Genomic DNA, 20,202 nt, shown 5'->3' with positions numbered 1-20,202 from the left:
CCGAGATAAGGGCGGCGAGACCGAGGATAAGGGCGGCGAGACCGGGATAAGGGGCGGCGAAACCAGGATAAGCCGCATCAAGCCCGAGATAAGCGGTGCCGAGCCCGAGATAAGGGGTGTCGAGACCCAGATAAGATGCTTCAAGCCCGAGATAAGCAGCTTCAAGCCCGAGATAAGGGGTGTCGAGACCCAGATAAGCAGCATCAAGCCCGAGTTAAGCACCCTCCCAAGCACGCGCTCACCCCTTGCAACCCCTCGTAAACCCTTTTCCGGCGCGAAAATGATAAAATGAAAGTAACAATCACAGAAATGGAGGCACATACATGAACATCGCAATCTCATCAGATCACGGAGGCAACAACCTCCGGAGAGAGATCATTCATTTATTGGAAGAAAAAGGTATTGACTATACAGATTTCGGCCCGCAGGATGACGGCTCCGTCGATTATCCGGATTTCGCGAAACCGGTGGCGGACGGCGTGGCATCCGGCGAGTTCGACCGCGGCATCCTGATCTGCGGTACGGGCATCGGCATGTCGATCGCGGCGAATAAAGTCAAAGGGATCCGCTGTGCCCTTGTGCACGATGTATTCACGGCGAAAGTGACACGCGAACACAATGACTCCAATATCCTGGCCATGGGCGAGCGCGTCATCGGTCCCGGCCTGGCGCTGGAAATCGCGAAAACGTGGCTTGAAGGGGAATTCGAAGGCGGACGCCATGAGCGCCGGATCGCCAAACTGACTGAACTCGAAAGCTGAGAAGAGGGTGATGAGCATGGAATCGTTATGGCAGCTGCAGCTGGAGGAAGCACTGGAAGAACTGGAGCGGCAAGTCCAATTCCGCAAAGGGCAGCTGTTCGTCGTCGGCTGCTCGACATCGGAAATCATCGGCAAGCGGATCGGGACCGCGGGCGGATTGGATATCGCGGAAAGCCTGTACGGCCCGCTCAAGCGATTCGCGGATAAGCACGGACTCCATCTGGCGTTTCAGGGGTGCGAGCATATCAATCGGGCTCTGACCATCGAACGGAAAGCGGCCGACAAATACGGCCTTGACCCGGTGACGGTCATTCCGGTGGCGCGCGCCGGCGGGTCCATGAGCGCCTACGCGTTCAGCATCATGAAAGACCCGGTCGTTGTGGAGACGCTGAAGGCGCATGCCGGCATCGACATCGGGCAGACTTTGATCGGCATGCATTTAAAACATGTTGCCGTTCCGGTGCGCACTTCTGTTAAACTGATAGGAGACGCGGTTGTGACCGCTGCAACCACCCGCCCGAAACTGATCGGCGGGGAGCGGGCCAAATACGACCGCGATGAAGTCCATTTACGAGAGGAGCTTGGAGGGAAATATGGTGATGGAACGGATTAAACAGCAGGATCGTGAAGTGTTTGAAGCGATGGAAGCCGAGCGCGGCCGGCAGGAAGCGAACATCGAGCTCATCGCATCCGAAAACTTTGTTTCGGAAGCGGTCATGGAAGCGCAGGGCTCTGTCCTGACCAATAAATACGCGGAAGGCTATCCGGGCAAGCGCTACTATGGCGGATGTGAATTCGTCGATGTGGCGGAAAACCTGGCGCGGGACCGCGCGAAGAAACTGTTCGGCGCGGAACATGCGAATGTCCAGCCGCATTCCGGCTCGCAGGCGAACATGGCCGTCTACATGGCCGCGCTCGAACCGGGCGATACCGTACTCGGCATGAACCTGTCCCACGGCGGCCACCTGACGCACGGCAGCCCCGTCAACTTCAGCGGCATCCAGTACAACTTCGTTGAATACGGTGTCGACAAAGAGACGCAGCGCATCGACTACGACGTCGTCCGGGAGCTCGCCAAGGAGCACAAGCCGAAGATGATCGTCGCGGGCGCGAGCGCTTATCCCCGTGAAATCGATTTCGCCAAGTTCCGGGAGATCGCCGACGAAATCGGCGCGTATCTCATGGTCGACATGGCGCACATCGCCGGGCTTGTCGCGGCCGGACTGCACCAGAACCCGGTGCCGCATGCGCATTTCGTGACATCGACGACGCATAAGACACTCCGCGGTCCGCGCGGCGGTCTGATCCTCACGACAGAGGAATTCGCGAAGAAAGTCGACGAGAAAATCTTCCCGGGCATCCAGGGCGGTCCGCTCATGCATGTCATCGCCGCCAAAGCGGTGGCGTTCGGCGAAGCGCTCCAGCCGGAGTTCAACGACTACATCCAGCAAGTCGTGGCTAACTCGAAAGCCCTCGCCGAAGCACTGCAGGCGGAAGGGATCGACGTCGTCTCCGGCGGCACGGACAACCACCTGCTGCTGATCGACCTCCGTTCCCTCGGACTGACCGGTAAAGTGGCGGAGCACGCGCTGGATGAAGTGCAGATCACGACGAATAAAAACACGATCCCGTTCGATCCGGAAAGTCCTTTCGTCACATCCGGCATCCGCATCGGGACAGCGGCGGTCACTTCCCGCGGATTCAAGGAAGAGGACATGAAAGAGACCGCGTCCATCATCGCGTCCATCCTCAAGGACATCGAGAACGAAGAAGTGAAGAGAGAAGCCGCTGAGCGTGTAGCGAAGCTTACGGCCGCTCACCCGCTCTATAAATAATTTCCGGGTTTATTCCAATAAAACACGGCGCAGCTGACAGGAAGGTGTCGGCTGCGTTTTTTAATGTCCGAAGCGCAAAGATTCCGCCGTTTTGTTCAGGGTCAAATCCGCCCGGAAAACCTGTTATACTGAATAAGACATTGCAGGGAAAAGGGGAGAAGCAGTATGGGCAAAGTATATGTATTCGATCATCCGCTGATTCAGCATAAACTGACGTACATCCGCGACGTGAAGACGGGGACGAAGGAATTCCGCGAACTGGTGGATGAAGTGTCGACGCTGATGGCGTTCGAGATTACCCGGGACCTCCCGCTTCAGGACATCGAAGTGGAAACGCCGGTGCAGCTGGCCAGCGCCAAAGTGCTCGCCGGCAAAAAGCTCGGGATCGTGCCGATTCTCCGCGCCGGCCTCGGCATGGTCGACGGCATCCTGAAACTCATTCCCGCGGCAAAAGTGGGGCACGTCGGCCTTTACCGGGATCCTGAAACGCTCTCGCCCGTCGAATATTACGTCAAACTGCCGTCGGATATCGAAGAGCGCGACTTCATCCTCGTCGATCCGATGCTGGCGACCGGCGGTTCCGCTGTCGAAGCGGTGAACTCGCTCAAAAAGCGCGGCGCGAAGAACATCAAGTTCATGTGCCTCATCGCGGCTCCGGAAGGCGTGAAAGTCCTGCAGGAAGCGCACCCCGACGTCGACATCTACATCGCGGCGCTAGATGAGAAGCTCAACGACCACGGTTACATCGTGCCCGGCCTCGGCGATGCGGGCGACCGGCTGTTTGGCACAAAATAAAGGAGGTGCAGCCCCGTTGGCAGCAAAGCACAAAGTCATGACCATATTCGGCACGCGCCCGGAAGCCATCAAAATGGCGCCGCTCGTGCTCGAACTCAAAAAACATCCCGAGACGATCGAACCGGTCGTCACCGTCACGGCGCAGCACCGGGAAATGCTCGACCAGGTCCTGGACACATTCGGCATCACGCCGGACTTCGACCTGAACGTCATGCAGAACCGGCAGACGCTGATGGACGTGACCACACGCGCGCTCGAAGGACTCGACCGCGTCATGAAAGAAGCGAAGCCCGACATCGTCCTCGTCCACGGCGACACGACGACGACATTCGTCGCCAGTCTCGCCGCGCTCTACAACCAGATCGCCGTCGGCCACGTCGAAGCGGGTCTCCGCACGCACAACAAGTACTCGCCGTACCCGGAAGAGATGAACCGTCAGCTGACCGGCGTCCTGGCCGATATCCATTTCGCCCCGACCGACAAATCAGCGGCCAACCTGATGGCGGAGAATAAACCCGAAGACCGCATCTACGTCACCGGCAACACGGCCATCGACGCGCTGAAGACGACCGTCCGCGACTCGTATTCGCATCCGGTGCTCGATAAAATCGGCAGCGACCGCATGATCCTACTCACCGCACACCGCCGCGAAAACCTCGGCGAACCGATGCGCGGCATGTTCAAAGCGATCAAGCGCCTCGTCTCCGAACACGACGACGTCCAGGTCGTCTATCCGGTCCACCTGAACCCGGCCGTGCGCGAAGTGGCGGATGACGTGCTCGGCGACGACCCGCGCATCCACCTGATCGAACCGCTCGAAGTGCTCGACTTCCACAACTTCGCCTCGCGGTCGTACCTGATTCTGACCGACTCCGGCGGCATCCAGGAAGAAGCGCCGTCGCTCGGCAAGCCGGTCCTCGTCCTCCGCGACACGACCGAACGTCCGGAAGGCATCGACGCCGGTACGCTGAAACTCGCCGGGACGGAAGAAGCCAACATCTACCGGTTGGCAAAGGAACTGCTGACGGACGACGCCGCGTATGCGGAAATGTCCCGCGCCTCGAACCCGTACGGCGACGGGGAAGCCTCCCGCCGGATCGTCGAAGCGCTGCATGCCTATTTTAATGAAGGAAGATGACCCTGTGGGGTCGTCTTTTTTTGTGCGGTGTCTGTTCTGAAGGTGTATATGGGTTGCGGGAGACTGGATTTCGACTGTGCGTGGGCGCATTTCGACTGTGCAGGTGATTATTTCTATTCTGTGTGGGCGCATTTCGACTGTGCAGGCGATTATTTCGATTCTATGTGGGCACATTTCGACTCTGCAGCATCGCATTTCGACTCTGGGCGGGCGCATTTCGACTCTGGAGGCGATTATTTCGATTCTATGTGGGCACATTTCGACTCTGCAGCATCGCATTTCGACTCTGGGCGGGCAGATTTCGACTCTGGGTGGGCAGATTTCGACTCTGGGCAGGCGCATTTCGACTCTGGAGCGTCACATTTCGACTCTGGAGCGTCACATTTTGACTCTGGAGCGTCACATTTCGACTCTGCCCCACCGACTGGAGTCCCTTCGTTTATTCGCCAAAGCGTCCGCAACACTGAACCGGCTCAACATGGTATAATTATTTGAAGTTTGTTGATAACGCGGCATGTTCCGGAGTCCAAAAACGATTCCCGAGAAATTTGTCGGGAATATGTCGGAAGTATTTCGCTTGTGAACAATTTCACTTCAGTCAATTGACATGAATTTACCCCTATTGTATGCTAACAAAGGGTATGCATGAGAGGGTTTTCATACATAGGAATTCGTGTAACTGAAGGCCTGATTCGTTGCTCCGCCATGTGAAAAAACCGCCGTCTTCCGGCGGATTCCGAGGGGTTAACATGCGCCCATCAAACCGTCCCTTGCAAGCGATGGCACTCTACAGCGCCATTCTCTCACAACTTGTCGGGTCCGTACTCATCGGTGTCTACGCAGGCATGCGGATCGATGAGAAATTCGGAACCGCCCCGCTTTTCCTGATCATCCTCCTGTTCGCCGGCGTCGCAGCCGGGGCGGCGGCGATGATCGGCACCGTTCAAAAATTCGATCCAGGAGACAGATAATGAATGTCTGACCTACATGAAATCTACGCGAAGCTCAGAAAAATGGTGTTCTTTGTCCTGGCGCTCTGTGCGCTCGGATGGGGCTTCACACCGTACCCGTCTGTCTTTGCGGGGCTTGCGCTTGGCACGGCATTCGGCTTCTACAACTTCTGGATACTGAAACGGAGAATGGAAAAGTTCGACCGGGCGGTGGCTGAAGGGTCGCAGGTGCGTTCCCTCGGAACGGCGATCCGTTTTGCATCAGGTGTGGCGGCGGTCGCGCTGGCGATCACGTTCGCCGAACACATCCACCTGATCAGCACAGCGGCAGGGCTGATGATTCCGTATCTTCTGCTCCTGACCGAACGGATCATCCACCAGGTGCGGCATTATTAATAGAGGGGAAAGAGAGGTGAAATTATCGTGGAACATCATCTGGCTCCTACGTTCGAGTTGTTCGGGATTACGTTCAACGCTTCGAACGTCCTGATGCTTTTGATCGCTGCGGCCATCGTCTTTTTGATCGCGCTCGTATCGACCCGCAATCTGAAGCTGAAGCCGACAGGCATGCAGAACTTCATGGAATGGGTGATGGACTTTGTCAAAGGCATCATCAAAAGCAATATGGACTGGAAGACGGGCGGCAGCCTGCACGTACTCGGGATCACGTTGCTGATGTTCATCTTCGTCGCCAACATGCTCGGCTTGCCATTCGCGATCGTCGTCGACGGTTACTTATGGTGGAAATCGCCGACAGCGGATCCGGGGGTGACCCTGACGCTTGCGGCCATGATCATCATCCTGAGCAATTACTACGGCATCAAGGCGAAAGGCTTCGGCGCTTATGCGAAAGACTTTACGCAGCCGATGTGGTTCCTCACACCGATCAAGATCATCGAGGAATTCGCGAACACGCTCACTCTCGGTCTCCGACTTTACGGGAACATCTATGCCGGGGAAATCCTGCTGTCACTTTTAGCGGGTCTGGCGACAACCGGTGCAGTCGGGTTCCTGGCAGCCGTTCTGCCGACACTCGCATGGCAGGGATTCTCGGTCTTTGTCGGATCGATCCAGGCTTTCATTTTCGTTATGTTAACAATGGTCTACATTTCGCATAAAGTCGCGGATGACCATTAATAAATAAAAAATGCTCACAGAGCAAAATTTCACTATCCTGAGGAGGACATTTAATAATGACAGGTTCACTTGGTTTATTGGCAGCAGCAATCGCAGTTGGTCTTGGCGCACTCGGCGCTGGTATCGGTAACGGTCTGATCGTTTCGAAAACGGTCGAAGGTATTGCACGTCAGCCGGAAGCACGCGGCGTTCTTCAGACGACAATGTTCATCGGGGTAGCGTTGGTTGAGGCCCTGCCGATCATCGCGACAGTTATCGCGTTCATCGTAATGAACCAGTAGTCTCTACAGCAAACGGATAGCATGACGTAAATGGCGGAGTACGGTTATTTCGCCATTTATCTTTGTTACATGACAATCGAAAACAATCTTCAGGCAAATAAATGACTGGGATTCAGAGCTCTTGAAGGGAGTGAAACAATCGTGTTTTTTGATCATCTCGTACTCGGCGCCGTGGAAGCGGAACATAGCTTCCTGAACATCGGGGACATCCTGGCGACGCTGGTGATTTTCCTCATACTCCTGTTTCTCCTGAAGAAGTTTGCGTGGGGCCCGCTCATGGGCATCATGCAGCAGCGGGAAGAACTGATCGCGAGTGAAATCGAAGCCGCGGAATCAAGCCGTACGGAATCGCAGAAAATGCTGGACGAGCAGCGCAGCCTGCTCAAGGAAGCGCGCAATGAAGCGCTGGAGATCGTGGAAAGCGCGAAGCGCCAAGGGGAAGCCTCACGTGAGGAAATCATCACGGCTGCCCGCGAAGAAGCGAACCGCATCAAGGAAAATGCAGTCCTGGAAATCGGCAACGAGCGTGAAAAAGCGCTGGCCGCTGTCCGTGAGGAAGTCGTCGCGCTGTCGATGCTCGCAGCTTCACGGGTGCTCGGGAAAGAACTTTCAGAAGAAGAAAACCGTCAGCTGATCGATGAAACGATTGCGAAGGCAGGCGAAGTTCAATGAGCCGCTCCGCCGCAGCACAGCGTTATGCGGAAGCTCTGTATGACGTAGCCAAAGCGCACGGCGAAGAAGCCGTCATCGAACAGGATCTGCGCGAAGTGAAAAAAGTGCTGGAAGCGAACCCGGAGTTTTTTGAAATGTTCGCTTCCCCGAAACTCGATACACAGGACAAGCAGAAGATCATCAGAGAGCTGTTCGCAGGCGCGAACGGCCATGTGCTGAACATGCTTCTCCTCGTGACAGAGAAAAAACGCACGGATGAAGTGCCGGACATCGCGGATGAATTCATCCGCCTGTCATACGAAAACCGCGGCATCGCAGAAGCGACCGTCTATTCCACACGATTTTTGACAGAAAGTGAAGCTGCAGCCATTTCCGAGTCGTTTTCCCGGAAAGTCGGCAAGCAGGCCCTTCGCATTGAAAACGTCGTCGATCCGTCGCTCATCGGCGGACTTCGTGTTCAAATTGGAAACCGGATCTACGACAGCAGTGTGAGCTCGAAGCTCGAAAGCCTGCAGCGTCAGCTGATCGGTCGTTCCACCAAATTATGAGAGGGTGACACACATGAGCATCAAAGCTGAAGAGATCAGTGCCCTGATCAGACAGCAGATTGAAAACTACCAGTCGGAAATGCAAGTCAGCGACGTCGGTACAGTCATCACAGTCGGTGACGGTATCGCCCGTGTCCACGGCCTTGATAACGCGATGGCCGGGGAACTCGTTGAATTCTCGAACGGTGTGATGGGGATGGCGCAGAACCTGGAAGCGAACAACGTCGGGATCATCATCCTCGGACCTTACCAGGACATCAGCGAAGGCGACACAGTGCGCCGCACAGGCCGCATCATGGAAGTGCCGGTCGGTGAAGCGCTGATCGGACGTGTCGTGAACCCGCTCGGACAGCCGATCGACGGCCTCGGCCCGATTGAGACGACGAAAACCCGTCCGATCGAAAGCCCGGCGCACGGCGTCATGGACCGGAAATCGGTGCACGAACCGCTCCAGACAGGCATCAAGGCGATCGACGCGCTCGTGCCGATCGGCCGCGGTCAGCGTGAGCTGATCATCGGGGACCGCCAGACAGGGAAGACGTCGGTCGCGGTCGATACGATCCTGAACCAGAATGACCAGAACATGATCTGTATTTACGTGGCGATCGGCCAGAAAGAATCGACGGTCCGCGGACTCGTTGAGACACTCCGTGCCCATGGCGCGCTGGATTACTCGATCGTCGTCTCGGCATCGGCTTCCGAGCCGGCTCCTCTGCAGTACCTCGCACCGTACGCGGGCGTATCGATGGCGGAAGAGTTCATGCATGACGGCAAACACGTCCTCGTCGTATACGATGACCTGACGAAACAGGCATCAGCTTACCGGGAACTTTCCCTCCTGCTCCGCCGCCCTCCAGGCCGTGAAGCATATCCGGGGGATGTCTTCTACCTGCACTCACGGCTCCTTGAGCGTGCAGCGAAGCTGAACGAAACACTCGGCGCCGGTTCGATCACAGCCTTGCCGTTCGTTGAAACGCAGGCGGGTGATATCTCGGCTTACATCCCGACGAACGTCATCTCGATTACGGACGGACAGATCTTCCTTCAGTCCGACCTGTTCTTCTCAGGCGTGCGTCCGGCGATCAACGCGGGTCTTTCCGTATCGCGTGTCGGCGGTTCCGCGCAGATCAAAGCAATGAAAAAAGTGGCCGGTACACTCCGTCTCGACCTTGCGGCTTACCGTGAACTTGAAGCGTTCGCCCAGTTCGGTTCGGATCTCGATCCGGCGACGAAAGCGAAGCTCGACCGCGGCGCCCGGACAGTCGAAGTGCTGAAGCAGGACCTCCACAAGCCGATGAAAGTCGAAAAGCAGGTCGCCATCCTTTATGCACTGACGAAAGGCTTCCTCGACGATATTCCGGTAGGGGACATCCGCCGCTTCGAAGAAGGCTTCCTGAACTTCCTGGATACCGACCACCCGAAAGTGCTGGAACACATCCGGACAACGCATACACTGCCTGAAGATGAAGCGATGGCTGAAGCGATCAACGCATTCAAACGCACATTCGCTAAATCCGAATAAACCCCGGGATCCGGCAAAAACGTTAAGGTGGTGAAATCCAAGTGGCATCATTACGCGATATAAAAAGCAAGATCACATCGACCAAAAAGACGAGTCAGATCACCAAGGCGATGCAGATGGTTTCAGCTGCCAAGCTGAACCGTGCCGAGATGAACGCGAAAGGGTTCGTCCCGTATATGGACAAAATCCAGGACGTCGTCGCGTCGATCGCCTCAGGTTCCGCCGATGTCAGCCACCCGATGATGCAGACGCGGCCTGTCAAAAAGACCGCTTACCTCGTCATCACGGCTGACCGCGGACTTGCGGGCGCGTACAACTCGAACATCGTCCGCGCGGTCATGTACCAGATCAACAAGCGCCATGCGTCGAATGACGAATTCGTCATTTTCGCAGTCGGCCGCGTCGGCCGGGACTTGCTGGCCAAACGCGGTTACACGATCATCGACAGCTCCATCGGTCTGCCTGACCAGCCGTCATTCGCTGACATCAAAGACATCGCCCAGAAAGCGGTGGGCATGTTCGCGGATGGTGAATACGACGAAATCTTTATGTACTATAACCACTATGTATCGGCGATATCACAGGAAGTGACGGAGAAGAAAGTCCTCCCGCTGACCGATATCCGGCCGACCGGATCAACTGCGGCTTACGAGTTCGACCCATCAGCGGAAGCGATTCTCGAGGTGCTGCTCCCGCAGTACGCGGAGAGCCTCATCTACGGCGCACTGCTGGATGGCAAGGCGAGTGAGCACGCGGCTCGGATGACGGCGATGAAGAGCGCCACCGACAACGCGGCAGACATGATCCGCAATCTGGAACTATCATATAACCGCGCGCGACAGGCGGCGATCACCCAGGAAATCACGGAGATCGTCGGCGGCGCAGCAGCCCTCGAATAGAGGAAACGAAAGAGTTTGACAGGAGGGAACAGCATGAACACAGGACATGTTCTTCAGGTCATGGGTCCGGTTGTAGACGTGAGGTTCGAAAACGGCGAACTTCCTGAAATCTACAACGCCCTGACTGTTACAATCGACCGTCCCGGCCGGGAGCCGCAGACATTGACGCTTGAAGTCGCGCTCCACCTCGGTGACGATGCCGTCCGCACGATCGCGATGGATTCCACTGACGGACTCCAGCGCGGGGCTGTCACGACGGACTTGGGTCAGCCGATCTCTGTTCCTGTTGGTGACGTAACGCTCGGCCGCGTCTTCAACGTACTCGGAGAAGTGATCGACCTTGGGGAGGAAATCCCGGCGACTGAACGCCGCGACCCGATCCACCGCAAAGCGCCGTCATTCGAAAACCTTTCGACGAATGTCGAAATTTTGGAGACCGGCATCAAAGTCGTCGACCTGCTAGCCCCTTACATTAAGGGCGGAAAAATCGGCCTCTTCGGAGGAGCCGGTGTAGGGAAGACGGTTCTGATCCAGGAACTCATCAACAACATCGCGCAAGAGCACGGCGGTCTGTCCGTATTCGCAGGCGTCGGCGAGCGTACGCGTGAAGGGAACGACCTGTTCCACGAGATGAGCGACTCCGGCGTTATCAAGAAAACAGCCATGGTATTCGGCCAGATGAATGAGCCGCCGGGTGCGCGTATGCGTGTCGCCCTGTCCGGTCTGACAATGGCGGAATACTTCCGTGATGAGCAGGGCCAGGACGTCCTCCTCTTCATCGACAACATTTTCCGTTTCACGCAGGCAGGTTCGGAAGTATCCGCCCTCCTCGGACGGATGCCGTCAGCGGTTGGTTACCAGCCGACGCTGGCAACTGAAATGGGTCAGCTCCAGGAGCGGATCACGTCGACGAATGTCGGTTCCGTTACATCGATCCAGGCGATCTACGTCCCTGCCGATGACTACACGGACCCGGCTCCGGCAACGACGTTCGCACACTTGGATGCGACGACGAACCTTGAGCGTAAGCTTTCCGAGATGGGGATCTACCCGGCGGTGGATCCGCTCGCCTCGACTTCACGCGCACTGTCGCCTGAAATCGTCGGCGCTGAGCATTACCGCGTTTCCCGCCAGGTCCAGCAGACGCTCCAGCGCTACCGTGAGCTTCAGGACATCATCGCGATCCTCGGTATGGACGAGCTGAGCGAGGAAGACAAGCAGACGGTTGCCCGCGCGCGCCGCATCCAGTTCTTCCTGTCCCAGAACTTCCACGTCGCCGAGCAGTTCACTGGCCAGAAAGGCTCGTATGTGCCGGTACAGGAAACGATCAAAGGATTCACTGAAATCCTTGAAGGCAAATACGATCACCTTCCGGAAGACGCGTTCCGTCTCGTCGGCCGTATCGAAGAGGTTGTTGAAAAAGCGAAAAGCATGGGTGTAGAAGTCTAACCACGGGGTTTAGGAGGGGAAAAAATGAAGACCATTACAGTCAGTATTGTCACTCCCGACGGCCCGGTATACGACTCAGACGTCAACATGGTGATCGCTGTTACCGCAACTGGTGAAATGGGGATTCTCCCCGGCCATATTCCGACCGTTGCGCCTCTTCAGATCGGTGCTGTGCGCCTGAAGAAAGACAATTCGACGGAACTTGCTGCGGTGAATGGCGGGTTCCTCGAAATCCGTCCTGAAAAAGTGACCATCCTTGCGCAATCCGCGGAACTCGCAGAAGACATCAATGTCGCCCGCGCTAAGGAAGCGGCGAAGCGGGCGGAAGCCCGCCTCGAGCAGAAGCAGAGCGACACGGACTTCAAACGGGCGGAACTGGCATTGCAGCGTGCCGTGAACCGGATCAGAGTTTACGAGGGTAAAATTTAACTGGAAAGGCGAGCGGGGATGGACGTTCCTGCCCGCCTTTTTCTTTTAAGTCCTGTGGACGGATGCAGCCGGAACGGTTGAAATCACTTTAAACGGACGCTTTCCGCTCTTTCATCAAAAATCAGCGTGTCTCCAGATTATTTGTTTTATTGAGTGACGGAAGGGGAATCGGAAAATGGATTTGTTCATTGGCCAGCAAGCGCTTATTTCGATTTTCAGCCACATTTTTTTCACCGGCGTCGCTTTTTATGCAATGCGGGCGGTCATGTTCGAAAAATGGATCCGGAAACACCACGTGCTCCAGGCACAGATTTTATATATCTTCCTGAGCATCGCCATCGGCACAATGGTCTCCACCTTTTTTCTGGATATTTCAGCCTGGTCCAGGCAGCTGCCTTACCTTTTTTAGTGCTTTGAGGCGGCTGCGGCGGCGCAGCCGTGTCAAAACAGTAAAATTGCTGTTATGCTTGCTGTTGGTAATAAAAATATGTTTATTTTTCACGCTTTCGGGAATTGAGCTAATATAACCGAATTTTGTAATCAAACTGTAACAAAAAGGTACGGACAACTTAGTAAAAATGTAGCTAAATACCCGCAAAACTTGCTCTTATTGCTGAAAACTCGTGCATTCTGTAGGCTCATTGCCGCTTGAAGCAATAAAGAAAAGCAGGTAGAATGGAAAAGGTTTTACTTCTAAATAATGACATCCTACTTCCTGGCTACATAGACAAAATCATATTCATTTGGAGGGCATTCTAGTGGATCAAATCATAGTAAAAGGCGGACAAAAATTGAAAGGGAACGTTCGGGTTGAAGGGGCGAAAAATGCTGTACTTCCGGTACTCGCAGCCGCGCTGCTCGCATCATCCGGCAAAAGCGTCATCAAAGAAGTGCCGAACCTGTCCGATGTATATACAATCCAGGCTGTTCTGCGGAGCCTGAACGCAGAAGCGGATTATTCTTCGGAACGCAACGAAATGGTGATCGACGCATCCGGCACTCTCTCCAGCGAAGCGCAATTCGAATACGTGCGCAAAATGCGCGCTTCCATCCTCGTCATGGGTCCGCTGCTTGCAAGAAATGGATTCGCCCGGGTTGCTCTCCCTGGCGGCTGCGCGATCGGCTCGCGTCCGATCGATCAGCACTTGAAAGGATTCGAGGCGATGGGCGCCATCATTAAAGTCGGAAACGGCTTTGTGGAAGCGAAGACGGACGGCCGTCTCCGCGGCGCGAAGATCTACCTCGACTTCCCGAGTGTCGGCGCAACGGAAAACATCCTGACAGCGGCCGCACTTGCAGACGGACTGACGGTGATCGAAAATGCCGCCAAAGAACCTGAAATCGTAGACCTTGCCAATTATATCAATGAAATGGGCGGCCGCGTCGTCGGCGCCGGTACGGATACCGTCCGGATCGAAGGCGTTGAAAAGCTTCGCGGCACTGAGCATGCCATCATTCCCGACCGTGTGGAAGCCGGCACATTCATGGTGGCGGCTGCCATCACGGAAGGCGATGTCATTATCGAGAATGCCGTCCCTGAGCACATGTCCGCCCTCATCTCCAAACTGGGCGAGATGGGCGTCGACATCAAGGAACTGGACGAAGGCGTCCGCGTGCGGGCGACGCGCCCGCTCCGGTCCATCGACATCAAGACGATGCCGCATCCGGGCTTCCCGACAGACATGCAGTCCCAGATGATGGCGCTCATGCTGACGGCGCAGGGCACCGGCATCCTGACGGAAACCGTATTCGAAAACCGCTTCATGCACGTGGAAGAATTCCGCCGCATGAACGCGAACGTGAAAATCGAAGGCCGCTCGGTCATGATGCAGGGATCTTCCAGGCTCCAAGGGGCTGAAGTCGCTGCGACAGACCTGCGCGCGGCAGCAGCACTCATCCTTGCCGGCCTCGTCGCTGAAGGCATCACCCGCGTCAACGAACTCCAGCACCTCGACCGCGGCTACGTGAACTTCCACGAAAAGCTCGCCGCACTGGGTGCCGACATCGAACGCGTAACGCTTGAAGAAGAAAAAACGGCGGAAAAAGAAGGCCAGCCTGCATAAGAGAAATACAAAAAGCCTGCAGCCTGACCGGCGAGCAGGCTTTTTTGCGGAATATGAGGCGTCAGGCTGGGGATCGTGGAGTTGTGGGAGTTTATCGGAGTCTTGGTGAGTTTTATCTGGGTCTCAATGCGGTTTATCCCGGTCTCGGCGGCTCTTATCTGGGTCTCGGTGATGCTTATCTCGGTCTTGAGTGCGCTTATCCCGGTCTTGAGTGCGCTTATCCCGTTCTCGGCAGCGCTTATCTCGGTCTCGGATGGGCTTATCTGGGTCTCGATGGCGCTTATCTGGGTCTCGGTGGCGTTTATCTCGGTCTCGGCAGCTCTTATCTGGGTCTCGATGATGCTTATCTGGGTCTCGGTGGTGCTTATCTGGGTCTCGATGGCGCTTATCTGGGTCTCGGTGGCTCTTATCTCGGTCTCGGCAGCGCTTATCTGGGTCTCGGTGGCGTTTATCTCGGTCTTGAGTGCGCTTATCCCGTTCTCGACACCGCTTATCTCGGTATCGCCGCGGCCCATCCCGGTCTCGACACCGCTCATCCCGGTCTCGACACCGCTTATCTCGGTCTTAAAGGCGCTGACCCCGTTCTCGCCGCAAACCGCCGCCGCTCCAGGACTTTTACGAATAAAATCAGAATTCTGTCTGCAAATAACCTATGTTTCCCAGAAGGTCTGTGATAAAATATGCAAATAGAGCAGACCGCGGGACAACAGGCAGACAAGGATGAAAGGGGTAGTCACATTGTCTCCAGTGAACCATCGGCAGACCGGCATCGATGCGGTCCTTTCCAGGGACCTTCTGGCATATATGAAGCAGAAGCACCTTTTGCTCATCGATAACCCGACTGTTGATTCGGTAAAAGACACAGTGCAGAAAGAGGCGGCGAACCGCCCATCGGTGGAAGTGGAGATCCGCGGCCGGAACCTGGTATCCGGCATGCCGGATTGCGTCCGTGTGCAGTCGGAAGAAATCGGACGGGTATTGCAGCTGGGCTGACCGGCTGGACAACAGAAGGGTGGACACTCATGTTAAAAGGATTTTATACGGCTGCTTCCGGAATGATCGCCCAGCAGCGCAGGACGGAGATTTTGACGAATAATCTCGGGAATGCGAATACGCCGGGCTTCAAAGCGGATCTGACAGCCGTCCGGTCATTCCCGAATATGCTGCTTTCCCGGATCGATGGGGAAGCGACCGGCCGGCAGGGAGACATCAGTCCGGTCGGCTCACTCGGTACGGGTGTCTACGTGCAGGAAACATTGCCGAACTTCGGACAGGGGTCACTCCGGGAGACGGCGATCCCGACAGATATCGCACTGACGAACGGCGTGCTGCCGGAAGGGAGCGCAATCTTCTTCCGCCTTGAAGGGCAGGACGGGGAGCTGTATACCCGCAATGGCAGTTTTACACTGGACGCTTCAGGGGATCTCGTGAATCCGCAGGGCTTTTACGTGCTGTCGGATACCGGCGAACGGATCCGTCTGGCCAATGACGACTTCACCGTCACCGCTGAAGGGTTTATTCGTCAAAACGGAGCGGATGTCGCAAGGATCGGCGTCGCCCTCTCCTTGCAGCCGGAGCAGCTGACGAAGACGGGGAACGGCCTGTTCCAGGCTGCAGGCGGCGCACTGCCTTCTGCATACGGCGGGGCGGCGGACTTTTCGCTGCGGCAAGGGTTCCTGGAACAGTCCAACGTCGATGCGGCGCGGACCATGACGGATTTGATGGCGGCGTACCGGACGTTTGAAGCGAATCAGAAAGTGCTGCAGGCTTACGACCGCAGCATGGAGCGCGCGGTCAATGAGATCGGGCGCGTGAACTAAGGGGGAACGGCACATGCTGCGGACGATGCTCACAGCGACGAATACAATGAACCAGCTGCAGCAGCACATGGACACGATCGGGCACAACCTCGCCAACAGTTCGACGGCGGGCTACAAGGCGCGCGATGCGAAATTCCATGAGCTGCTGTACCAGCAGTTCGACAACGATAAAGCCGATCAGGCGGTCCGGCAGTCGCCGGATGGGATCCGCTACGGAAGCGGCGCGATGCTCGGGCAGTCGGTGATGAACTGGCAGGCGGGCAGCCTCCAGGAGACCGGGCGTCCGCTTGATTTCGCATTCACCGCACCGAAGCAGTACTTCAAGGTCCGGATGGAGACGGAAACCGGCATGCGCGAAGTGTATACGCGGCAGGGGGCGTTTCAGGCAGTGCCTGCGGCGGGCGGCGGACTGGCGCTCGTGACGAATGAAGGGCATCCCGTCCTCGATGTGGCCGGCAATCCGGTCACATTCCGGGAAGGCGCCACCGGCTATGAAGCCGTGGACAACGGAATCCTCCGCGTCCGCTATGCGGATGGCACGGAACAGGCGATTCCGCTCGGTGTCGTGGAAGTTCAGCGCCCGCAGCTGATGGAACAGCTGTCCGGTACATATATCGGCCTGCCGGATACCGATGCGCTCGGCGTGGCGGCGGACGATGTGCTGACCGACCTGCAGGGTGCGGGCCGGCAGGACATCGGCCTCGCGAACAACAAACTTGAATCTTCGAATGTGGATTACCAGAAGGAACTGACCGATCTGATGAACGTACAGCGGTCGTACCAGTTCAATTCCCGGGCGCTCACCATCGCCGATCAGATGCTCGGGCTGATCAACGGGATCCGCTGATGGAAAGGCTGAATGACGGAATGCCAAAAACAAGGAAAGTACGGAAAAGAACCCCTTCGCCAAGGAAGGCGGAGAACAAGAAGACGTGGTGGGTGCAGATCCGCCTGTTCCCGATTTGGCTGCGGATTGTGCTCGTGCTCGTCCTCATCGCGCTTGCCGCAGCGGCCGGCGCGATGGTGGGCTACGGCGTCATCGGCGACGGTGACCCGCAGGACGCCCTGAAGTGGGAGACGTGGGCGCACATCATTGACGTCATCAATGGAATGAAATAGGCATCGGCGGCCGGAATTCCATCTTTTATTCAAACAGACGGCAGGAGGCGGAAGAATGCTGACGACAGAACAGATCAAAGCGGTATTGCCGCACCGGTACCCGTTACTCATGGTGGACCGGATACTTGAAGCCGAGGAAGGCAAACGGGCGGTCGGCCTGAAGAACGTCACGGCGAACGAAGAGTTCTTCAACGGCCATTTCCCGGGCTACCCGGTCATGCCGGGCGTCCTGATCGTGGAGGCGCTCGCCCAGGTCGGCGCGTACGCCGTCCTCAGCATGGAGGCGAATAAAGGCCGGCTGGCGTTCTTCACCGGCATCGACAATTGCCGGTTCAAACGGCAAGTCGTCCCGGGCGACCAGCTCCGGCTGGAAGTGGAGCTGACGAAGCTCCGCGGGCCGATGGGCAAAGGGCACGCCAAAGCGACCGTCGACGGCGAACTTGTCTGCGAATGCGACATCCTGTTCGCGCTCGGCGACGCCAAAAAAGACTGAGGTTGAGAATTTTCGGGCTTTTCGATAAAATAAAGACGCAATCCGGGAACTACAGGGATCCCCATTTTTTCCTTTGGAAGCCAACAGGAGGATGAGCATGTACAACGATTTGCCGGCAGGCGTCAAAAGCAGCATCACCCGTTCCATTTCCAGCGTGTTCGAAAAATACATGGCGGAAATCGGATGGCAGGAAGACCGTTTTCAGCTGGAAGAATTCATGGCTTTATGGCAGCACTACATCCGGAACAACGCGAGCTGGTACGCAAAAGTGCCGGACGCGGTGAAAGCCGATCCCGCTTTCCACCAGGAAATCGCCGACCGGATGAACCAGTCATTCGATAAAGTCCTGTCCGAACCCCCTTCGGAAGAGCAGATCGAGCGCATCGAGCGCCTGCAGAACGAACTGGGGACGGACATCACCTATTCATGCAAAGCGGAAGCCGCCTACGTCGAGAACCGGCTGGCGGCCGAACAGAAAAAACAGGGCAGTCCGAACTGATCGGACCGTCCTGTTTTATTTTTTCTCCGCCGCCTCTTCCTCCTCATCGACCCGGAGCCGCGGCCGTGTCAGCATATCCGTCTCGAAGCGCTCCAGCAGCTGGTCGCCCTCGAGCCCGTCCTCCAAGAGCTCAGACAGCAGCTCCTCCGCATAGCGCCGGCGTCCCCGCTTGAGCGTGCCGCTCATCAGCACGGACACATTCTCCTCGATCTCACTCACCCCGCACACCGACACCTGGAACGTCGCCGGCTCGTTGCCCGGATACGAAATGACCACCTTCACATCCGACACATCGCCCGACTCCATGAACCGTTCGAACGCCTCCTTATACCCGCGGTCCAGCAGCATCTCCAGCACCCACGACTGCTGGCTGTTCTCCTGATTGATGATAATCCCGTCCTTCACCGGATAATCGACCACCGCGCCTTCCTGCACAATGCCGAGCGAAATCATTTTGAACGTCTTCATAACGTGCCCCTTTTCATACCGTTTGCCCTCAGTATAGCACACAAAAAATTCCCGTCACCTGCCAAAACCGCGATTTCCCCATCGGTCCCCGTGCCCGCGCGGCGCCGTCTTCCGCCCCTGCTTCCGGTGGAATAAAACCGGAAATTCCCTGTTTTCAGACTCCTCCTATCGTCAAAACCCCATTTCCGGCATTTGCCCGGAACCGGACCGGAGCGCTAAGCTGAAGCGGAAAGGAGGTGAATCACATGAACCAAGTCGGAATCGTAGGCCGCTTGACGAAAGACCCGGTCACACGGGTACTCGCTGAAGGGCGCGTACATACTTCATTCATTCTCGCGGTCCAGCGCAGCTTCCGCAACCAGCAGGGGGAAATGGACACCGACTTCATCCTCTGCTCCACATGGGGAAGGCCGGCGCACAACATCTCCAAGTATTGTTCCAAAGGATCGCTCATCGCCGTAAGCGGCCGTCTCCAATCGCGCCACTACGACAAAGAAGACGGGACGCGGACCTACATCACAGAAGTCGTCGGCGACCAGATCCGCTTCCTGGACAAGCGCCAGAAAGAAGACCCGGCACAGGCTCAGCCGCAGCGCGAACAGGAAAGCCACTTCGACTTCCAGCCGCCCGAACCTGCGGGGACGCGCGGATGACCGGTCCCGGAAACCCGCGGCCGGCTGAAATCATCGTCCGCACACCGGACCGGTAAACAGCATGGGATTACTGTTGCAGGTGGAATCAAAACGCAAGGATGGAAGGAGGGAATCGGAGTGTCAGCTGAAACAGAGCATCGACTGGAAGCGCATGTGGCGCAATTGATCAAGCTTACCGCCTTGCTCCATAAACGACTGACGGATGCCGAAAGGGAGCTGAATGAACTGAAAGCGGCATTCCGGTCCCGAAACTAAGGTTTCATGTCTTGGGAGAGACAGTAAAGGAAGATCCGGCAGGATGGGGGTCCTCGCCGGATCGTTTTATGCTGAGGAGGGGTTGGAGGGAGGGGAGGGGGATGAGGTGTGAGGTGTGTGGGTTGGCTGGGTGTTGGTGGAGGGATATCTCGGGCATGGCGGCGTTTAACTGGGTCTCGGGGCGGCTTATCTTGGTCTTGGTGGGGTTTATCTCGGTCTTGGCGGTGTTTATCTCGGTCTTGATTGTTCTTATCTCGGTGTCGGTGGCGCTTATCTCGGTCTTGAGCACGCTTATCTCGTTCTCGACACCATTTATCTCGGTCTTGAGCACGCTTATCTCGGTCTTGAGCACGCTTATCTCGTTCTCGACACCATTTATCTCGGTCTTGAACACGCTTATCTCGGTCTTGAACCCG

The 20,202-nt window shown here is 56.6% G+C and carries 29 protein-coding genes; 26 read left to right on the top strand and 3 right to left on the bottom strand.

The window, feature by feature from the left end:
* The 18 genes from CCE92_RS16010 to murA form a co-directional block, all read left to right on the top strand.
* Positions 1–292, top strand: a 292-nt coding sequence (locus CCE92_RS16010; RefSeq protein WP_088009588.1) for a hypothetical protein, incomplete at its 5' end; no start/stop codon positions are given.
* A 31-nt stretch (positions 293–323) separates the two neighbouring features.
* A complete protein-coding gene (gene rpiB / locus CCE92_RS15555) occupies positions 324–761 on the top strand; it encodes a ribose 5-phosphate isomerase B (RefSeq protein WP_088009586.1) in 438 nt (145 codons plus the stop codon).
* Between the two features lie 16 nt (positions 762–777).
* Positions 778–1,374 carry a TIGR01440 family protein gene (locus CCE92_RS15550; protein ID WP_088009584.1) on the top strand — a complete coding sequence of 199 codons (597 nt, stop codon included), beginning with the start codon at positions 778–780 and terminating at the stop codon, positions 1,372–1,374.
* Complete coding sequence (glyA, locus tag CCE92_RS15545) at positions 1,361–2,596, top strand: serine hydroxymethyltransferase (RefSeq protein ID WP_088009595.1); 1,236 nt, start codon at positions 1,361–1,363, stop codon at positions 2,594–2,596. The genes CCE92_RS15550 and glyA overlap by 14 nt, the downstream gene beginning before the upstream one ends.
* 165 nt (positions 2,597–2,761) lie before the next feature.
* Positions 2,762–3,391: a uracil phosphoribosyltransferase gene (gene upp, locus CCE92_RS15540; RefSeq protein WP_088009582.1), complete on the top strand. Its 630-nt coding sequence runs from the start codon at positions 2,762–2,764 to the stop codon at positions 3,389–3,391.
* A 16-nt stretch (positions 3,392–3,407) separates the two neighbouring features.
* Complete coding sequence (wecB, locus tag CCE92_RS15535) at positions 3,408–4,529, top strand: non-hydrolyzing UDP-N-acetylglucosamine 2-epimerase (RefSeq protein ID WP_088009580.1); 1,122 nt, start codon at positions 3,408–3,410, stop codon at positions 4,527–4,529.
* Between the two features lie 749 nt (positions 4,530–5,278).
* Positions 5,279–5,500, top strand: a complete 222-nt coding sequence (locus CCE92_RS15530) for an AtpZ/AtpI family protein (RefSeq protein ID WP_088009592.1) — start codon at positions 5,279–5,281, stop codon at positions 5,498–5,500.
* Positions 5,501–5,503: 3 nt separating this feature from the next.
* Entirely contained in the window at positions 5,504–5,875 is a 372-nt protein-coding gene (locus CCE92_RS15525; protein WP_088009578.1) for an ATP synthase subunit I, read from the top strand.
* 27 nt (positions 5,876–5,902) lie between these two features.
* Positions 5,903–6,616: a F0F1 ATP synthase subunit A gene (gene atpB, locus CCE92_RS15520; RefSeq protein WP_088009576.1), complete on the top strand. Its 714-nt coding sequence runs from the start codon at positions 5,903–5,905 to the stop codon at positions 6,614–6,616.
* 56 nt (positions 6,617–6,672) lie between these two features.
* Positions 6,673–6,897, top strand: a complete 225-nt coding sequence (gene atpE / locus CCE92_RS15515) for a F0F1 ATP synthase subunit C (protein ID WP_088009574.1) — start codon at positions 6,673–6,675, stop codon at positions 6,895–6,897.
* 141 nt (positions 6,898–7,038) lie between these two features.
* Positions 7,039–7,569: a F0F1 ATP synthase subunit B gene (gene atpF, locus CCE92_RS15510; RefSeq protein WP_088009572.1), complete on the top strand. Its 531-nt coding sequence runs from the start codon at positions 7,039–7,041 to the stop codon at positions 7,567–7,569.
* The gene (locus CCE92_RS15505; protein ID WP_088009571.1) at positions 7,566–8,117 is read left to right on the top strand and encodes a F0F1 ATP synthase subunit delta; all 552 of its coding nucleotides are present in this window, start codon (positions 7,566–7,568) and stop codon (positions 8,115–8,117) included. The genes atpF and CCE92_RS15505 overlap by 4 nt, the downstream gene beginning before the upstream one ends.
* 13 nt (positions 8,118–8,130) lie before the next feature.
* The gene (atpA, locus tag CCE92_RS15500; protein WP_088009570.1) at positions 8,131–9,639 is read left to right on the top strand and encodes a F0F1 ATP synthase subunit alpha; all 1,509 of its coding nucleotides are present in this window, start codon (positions 8,131–8,133) and stop codon (positions 9,637–9,639) included.
* A 41-nt stretch (positions 9,640–9,680) separates the two neighbouring features.
* A complete protein-coding gene (gene atpG, locus CCE92_RS15495; RefSeq protein WP_088009569.1) occupies positions 9,681–10,538 on the top strand; it encodes an ATP synthase F1 subunit gamma in 858 nt (285 codons plus the stop codon).
* 33 nt (positions 10,539–10,571) lie between these two features.
* Complete coding sequence (gene atpD / locus CCE92_RS15490) at positions 10,572–11,987, top strand: F0F1 ATP synthase subunit beta (protein WP_088009567.1); 1,416 nt, start codon at positions 10,572–10,574, stop codon at positions 11,985–11,987.
* A 24-nt stretch (positions 11,988–12,011) separates the two neighbouring features.
* Positions 12,012–12,416, top strand: coding sequence for a F0F1 ATP synthase subunit epsilon (locus CCE92_RS15485; protein ID WP_088009565.1), 405 nt, complete (start codon positions 12,012–12,014; stop codon positions 12,414–12,416).
* A gap of 175 nt (positions 12,417–12,591) precedes the next feature.
* Positions 12,592–12,825 carry a DUF1146 family protein gene (locus CCE92_RS15480; protein ID WP_088009563.1) on the top strand — a complete coding sequence of 78 codons (234 nt, stop codon included), beginning with the start codon at positions 12,592–12,594 and terminating at the stop codon, positions 12,823–12,825.
* A 349-nt stretch (positions 12,826–13,174) separates the two neighbouring features.
* Entirely contained in the window at positions 13,175–14,479 is a 1,305-nt protein-coding gene (murA, locus tag CCE92_RS15475) for a UDP-N-acetylglucosamine 1-carboxyvinyltransferase (protein WP_088009561.1), read from the top strand.
* Here murA and CCE92_RS15770 read toward each other — a convergent pair.
* Complete coding sequence (locus CCE92_RS15770) at positions 14,377–15,015, bottom strand: hypothetical protein (RefSeq protein ID WP_144391046.1); 639 nt, start codon at positions 15,013–15,015, stop codon at positions 14,377–14,379. The genes murA and CCE92_RS15770 overlap by 103 nt on opposite strands.
* Positions 15,016–15,226: 211 nt before the next feature.
* Between CCE92_RS15770 and CCE92_RS15465 the strand changes: the two genes are divergently transcribed.
* The 6 genes from CCE92_RS15465 to CCE92_RS15440 all read left to right on the top strand — a co-directional run bounded on the left by CCE92_RS15465 (position 15,227) and on the right by CCE92_RS15440 (position 18,410).
* Positions 15,227–15,472, top strand: a complete 246-nt coding sequence (locus CCE92_RS15465) for a rod shape-determining protein (protein ID WP_241536086.1) — start codon at positions 15,227–15,229, stop codon at positions 15,470–15,472.
* A 29-nt stretch (positions 15,473–15,501) separates the two neighbouring features.
* Positions 15,502–16,299, top strand: coding sequence for a flagellar hook-basal body protein (locus CCE92_RS15460; protein WP_088009555.1), 798 nt, complete (start codon positions 15,502–15,504; stop codon positions 16,297–16,299).
* Positions 16,300–16,312: 13 nt separating this feature from the next.
* Positions 16,313–17,146, top strand: coding sequence for a flagellar hook-basal body protein (locus tag CCE92_RS15455; protein WP_088009553.1), 834 nt, complete (start codon positions 16,313–16,315; stop codon positions 17,144–17,146).
* 20 nt (positions 17,147–17,166) lie between these two features.
* On the top strand, positions 17,167–17,418 hold the full coding sequence (locus tag CCE92_RS15450; RefSeq protein ID WP_088009590.1) for a DNA-directed RNA polymerase subunit beta: 252 nt from the start codon (positions 17,167–17,169) through the stop codon (positions 17,416–17,418).
* Positions 17,419–17,473: 55 nt separating this feature from the next.
* Positions 17,474–17,911: a 3-hydroxyacyl-ACP dehydratase FabZ gene (fabZ, locus tag CCE92_RS15445; protein ID WP_088009551.1), complete on the top strand. Its 438-nt coding sequence runs from the start codon at positions 17,474–17,476 to the stop codon at positions 17,909–17,911.
* A 97-nt stretch (positions 17,912–18,008) separates the two neighbouring features.
* Complete coding sequence (locus tag CCE92_RS15440; RefSeq protein ID WP_088009549.1) at positions 18,009–18,410, top strand: hypothetical protein; 402 nt, start codon at positions 18,009–18,011, stop codon at positions 18,408–18,410.
* Positions 18,411–18,425: 15 nt separating this feature from the next.
* On the opposite strand, the gene CCE92_RS15435 is transcribed toward CCE92_RS15440, so the two are convergent.
* Complete coding sequence (locus CCE92_RS15435) at positions 18,426–18,878, bottom strand: YwpF family protein (protein ID WP_088009547.1); 453 nt, start codon at positions 18,876–18,878, stop codon at positions 18,426–18,428.
* Between the two features lie 245 nt (positions 18,879–19,123).
* On the opposite strand from CCE92_RS15435, the gene CCE92_RS15430 reads away from it, so the two are divergent.
* Both CCE92_RS15430 and CCE92_RS16070 read left to right on the top strand, forming a co-directional pair.
* Positions 19,124–19,531, top strand: coding sequence for a single-stranded DNA-binding protein (locus tag CCE92_RS15430; protein ID WP_088009545.1), 408 nt, complete (start codon positions 19,124–19,126; stop codon positions 19,529–19,531).
* Positions 19,532–19,648: 117 nt separating this feature from the next.
* Entirely contained in the window at positions 19,649–19,786 is a 138-nt protein-coding gene (locus CCE92_RS16070) for a hypothetical protein (protein ID WP_164474954.1), read from the top strand.
* A gap of 4 nt (positions 19,787–19,790) precedes the next feature.
* Here CCE92_RS16070 and CCE92_RS16005 read toward each other — a convergent pair.
* The coding region (locus tag CCE92_RS16005; RefSeq protein ID WP_162287897.1) for a coiled-coil domain-containing protein at positions 19,791–20,202 on the bottom strand (412 nt) is incomplete at its 5' end.

Source organism: Indiicoccus explosivorum (genome assembly GCF_002167005.1).
GTDB lineage: Bacteria > Bacillota > Bacilli > Bacillales_A > Planococcaceae > Indiicoccus > Indiicoccus explosivorum.
This window is presented reverse-complemented; position numbering and strand designations above follow the sequence as displayed.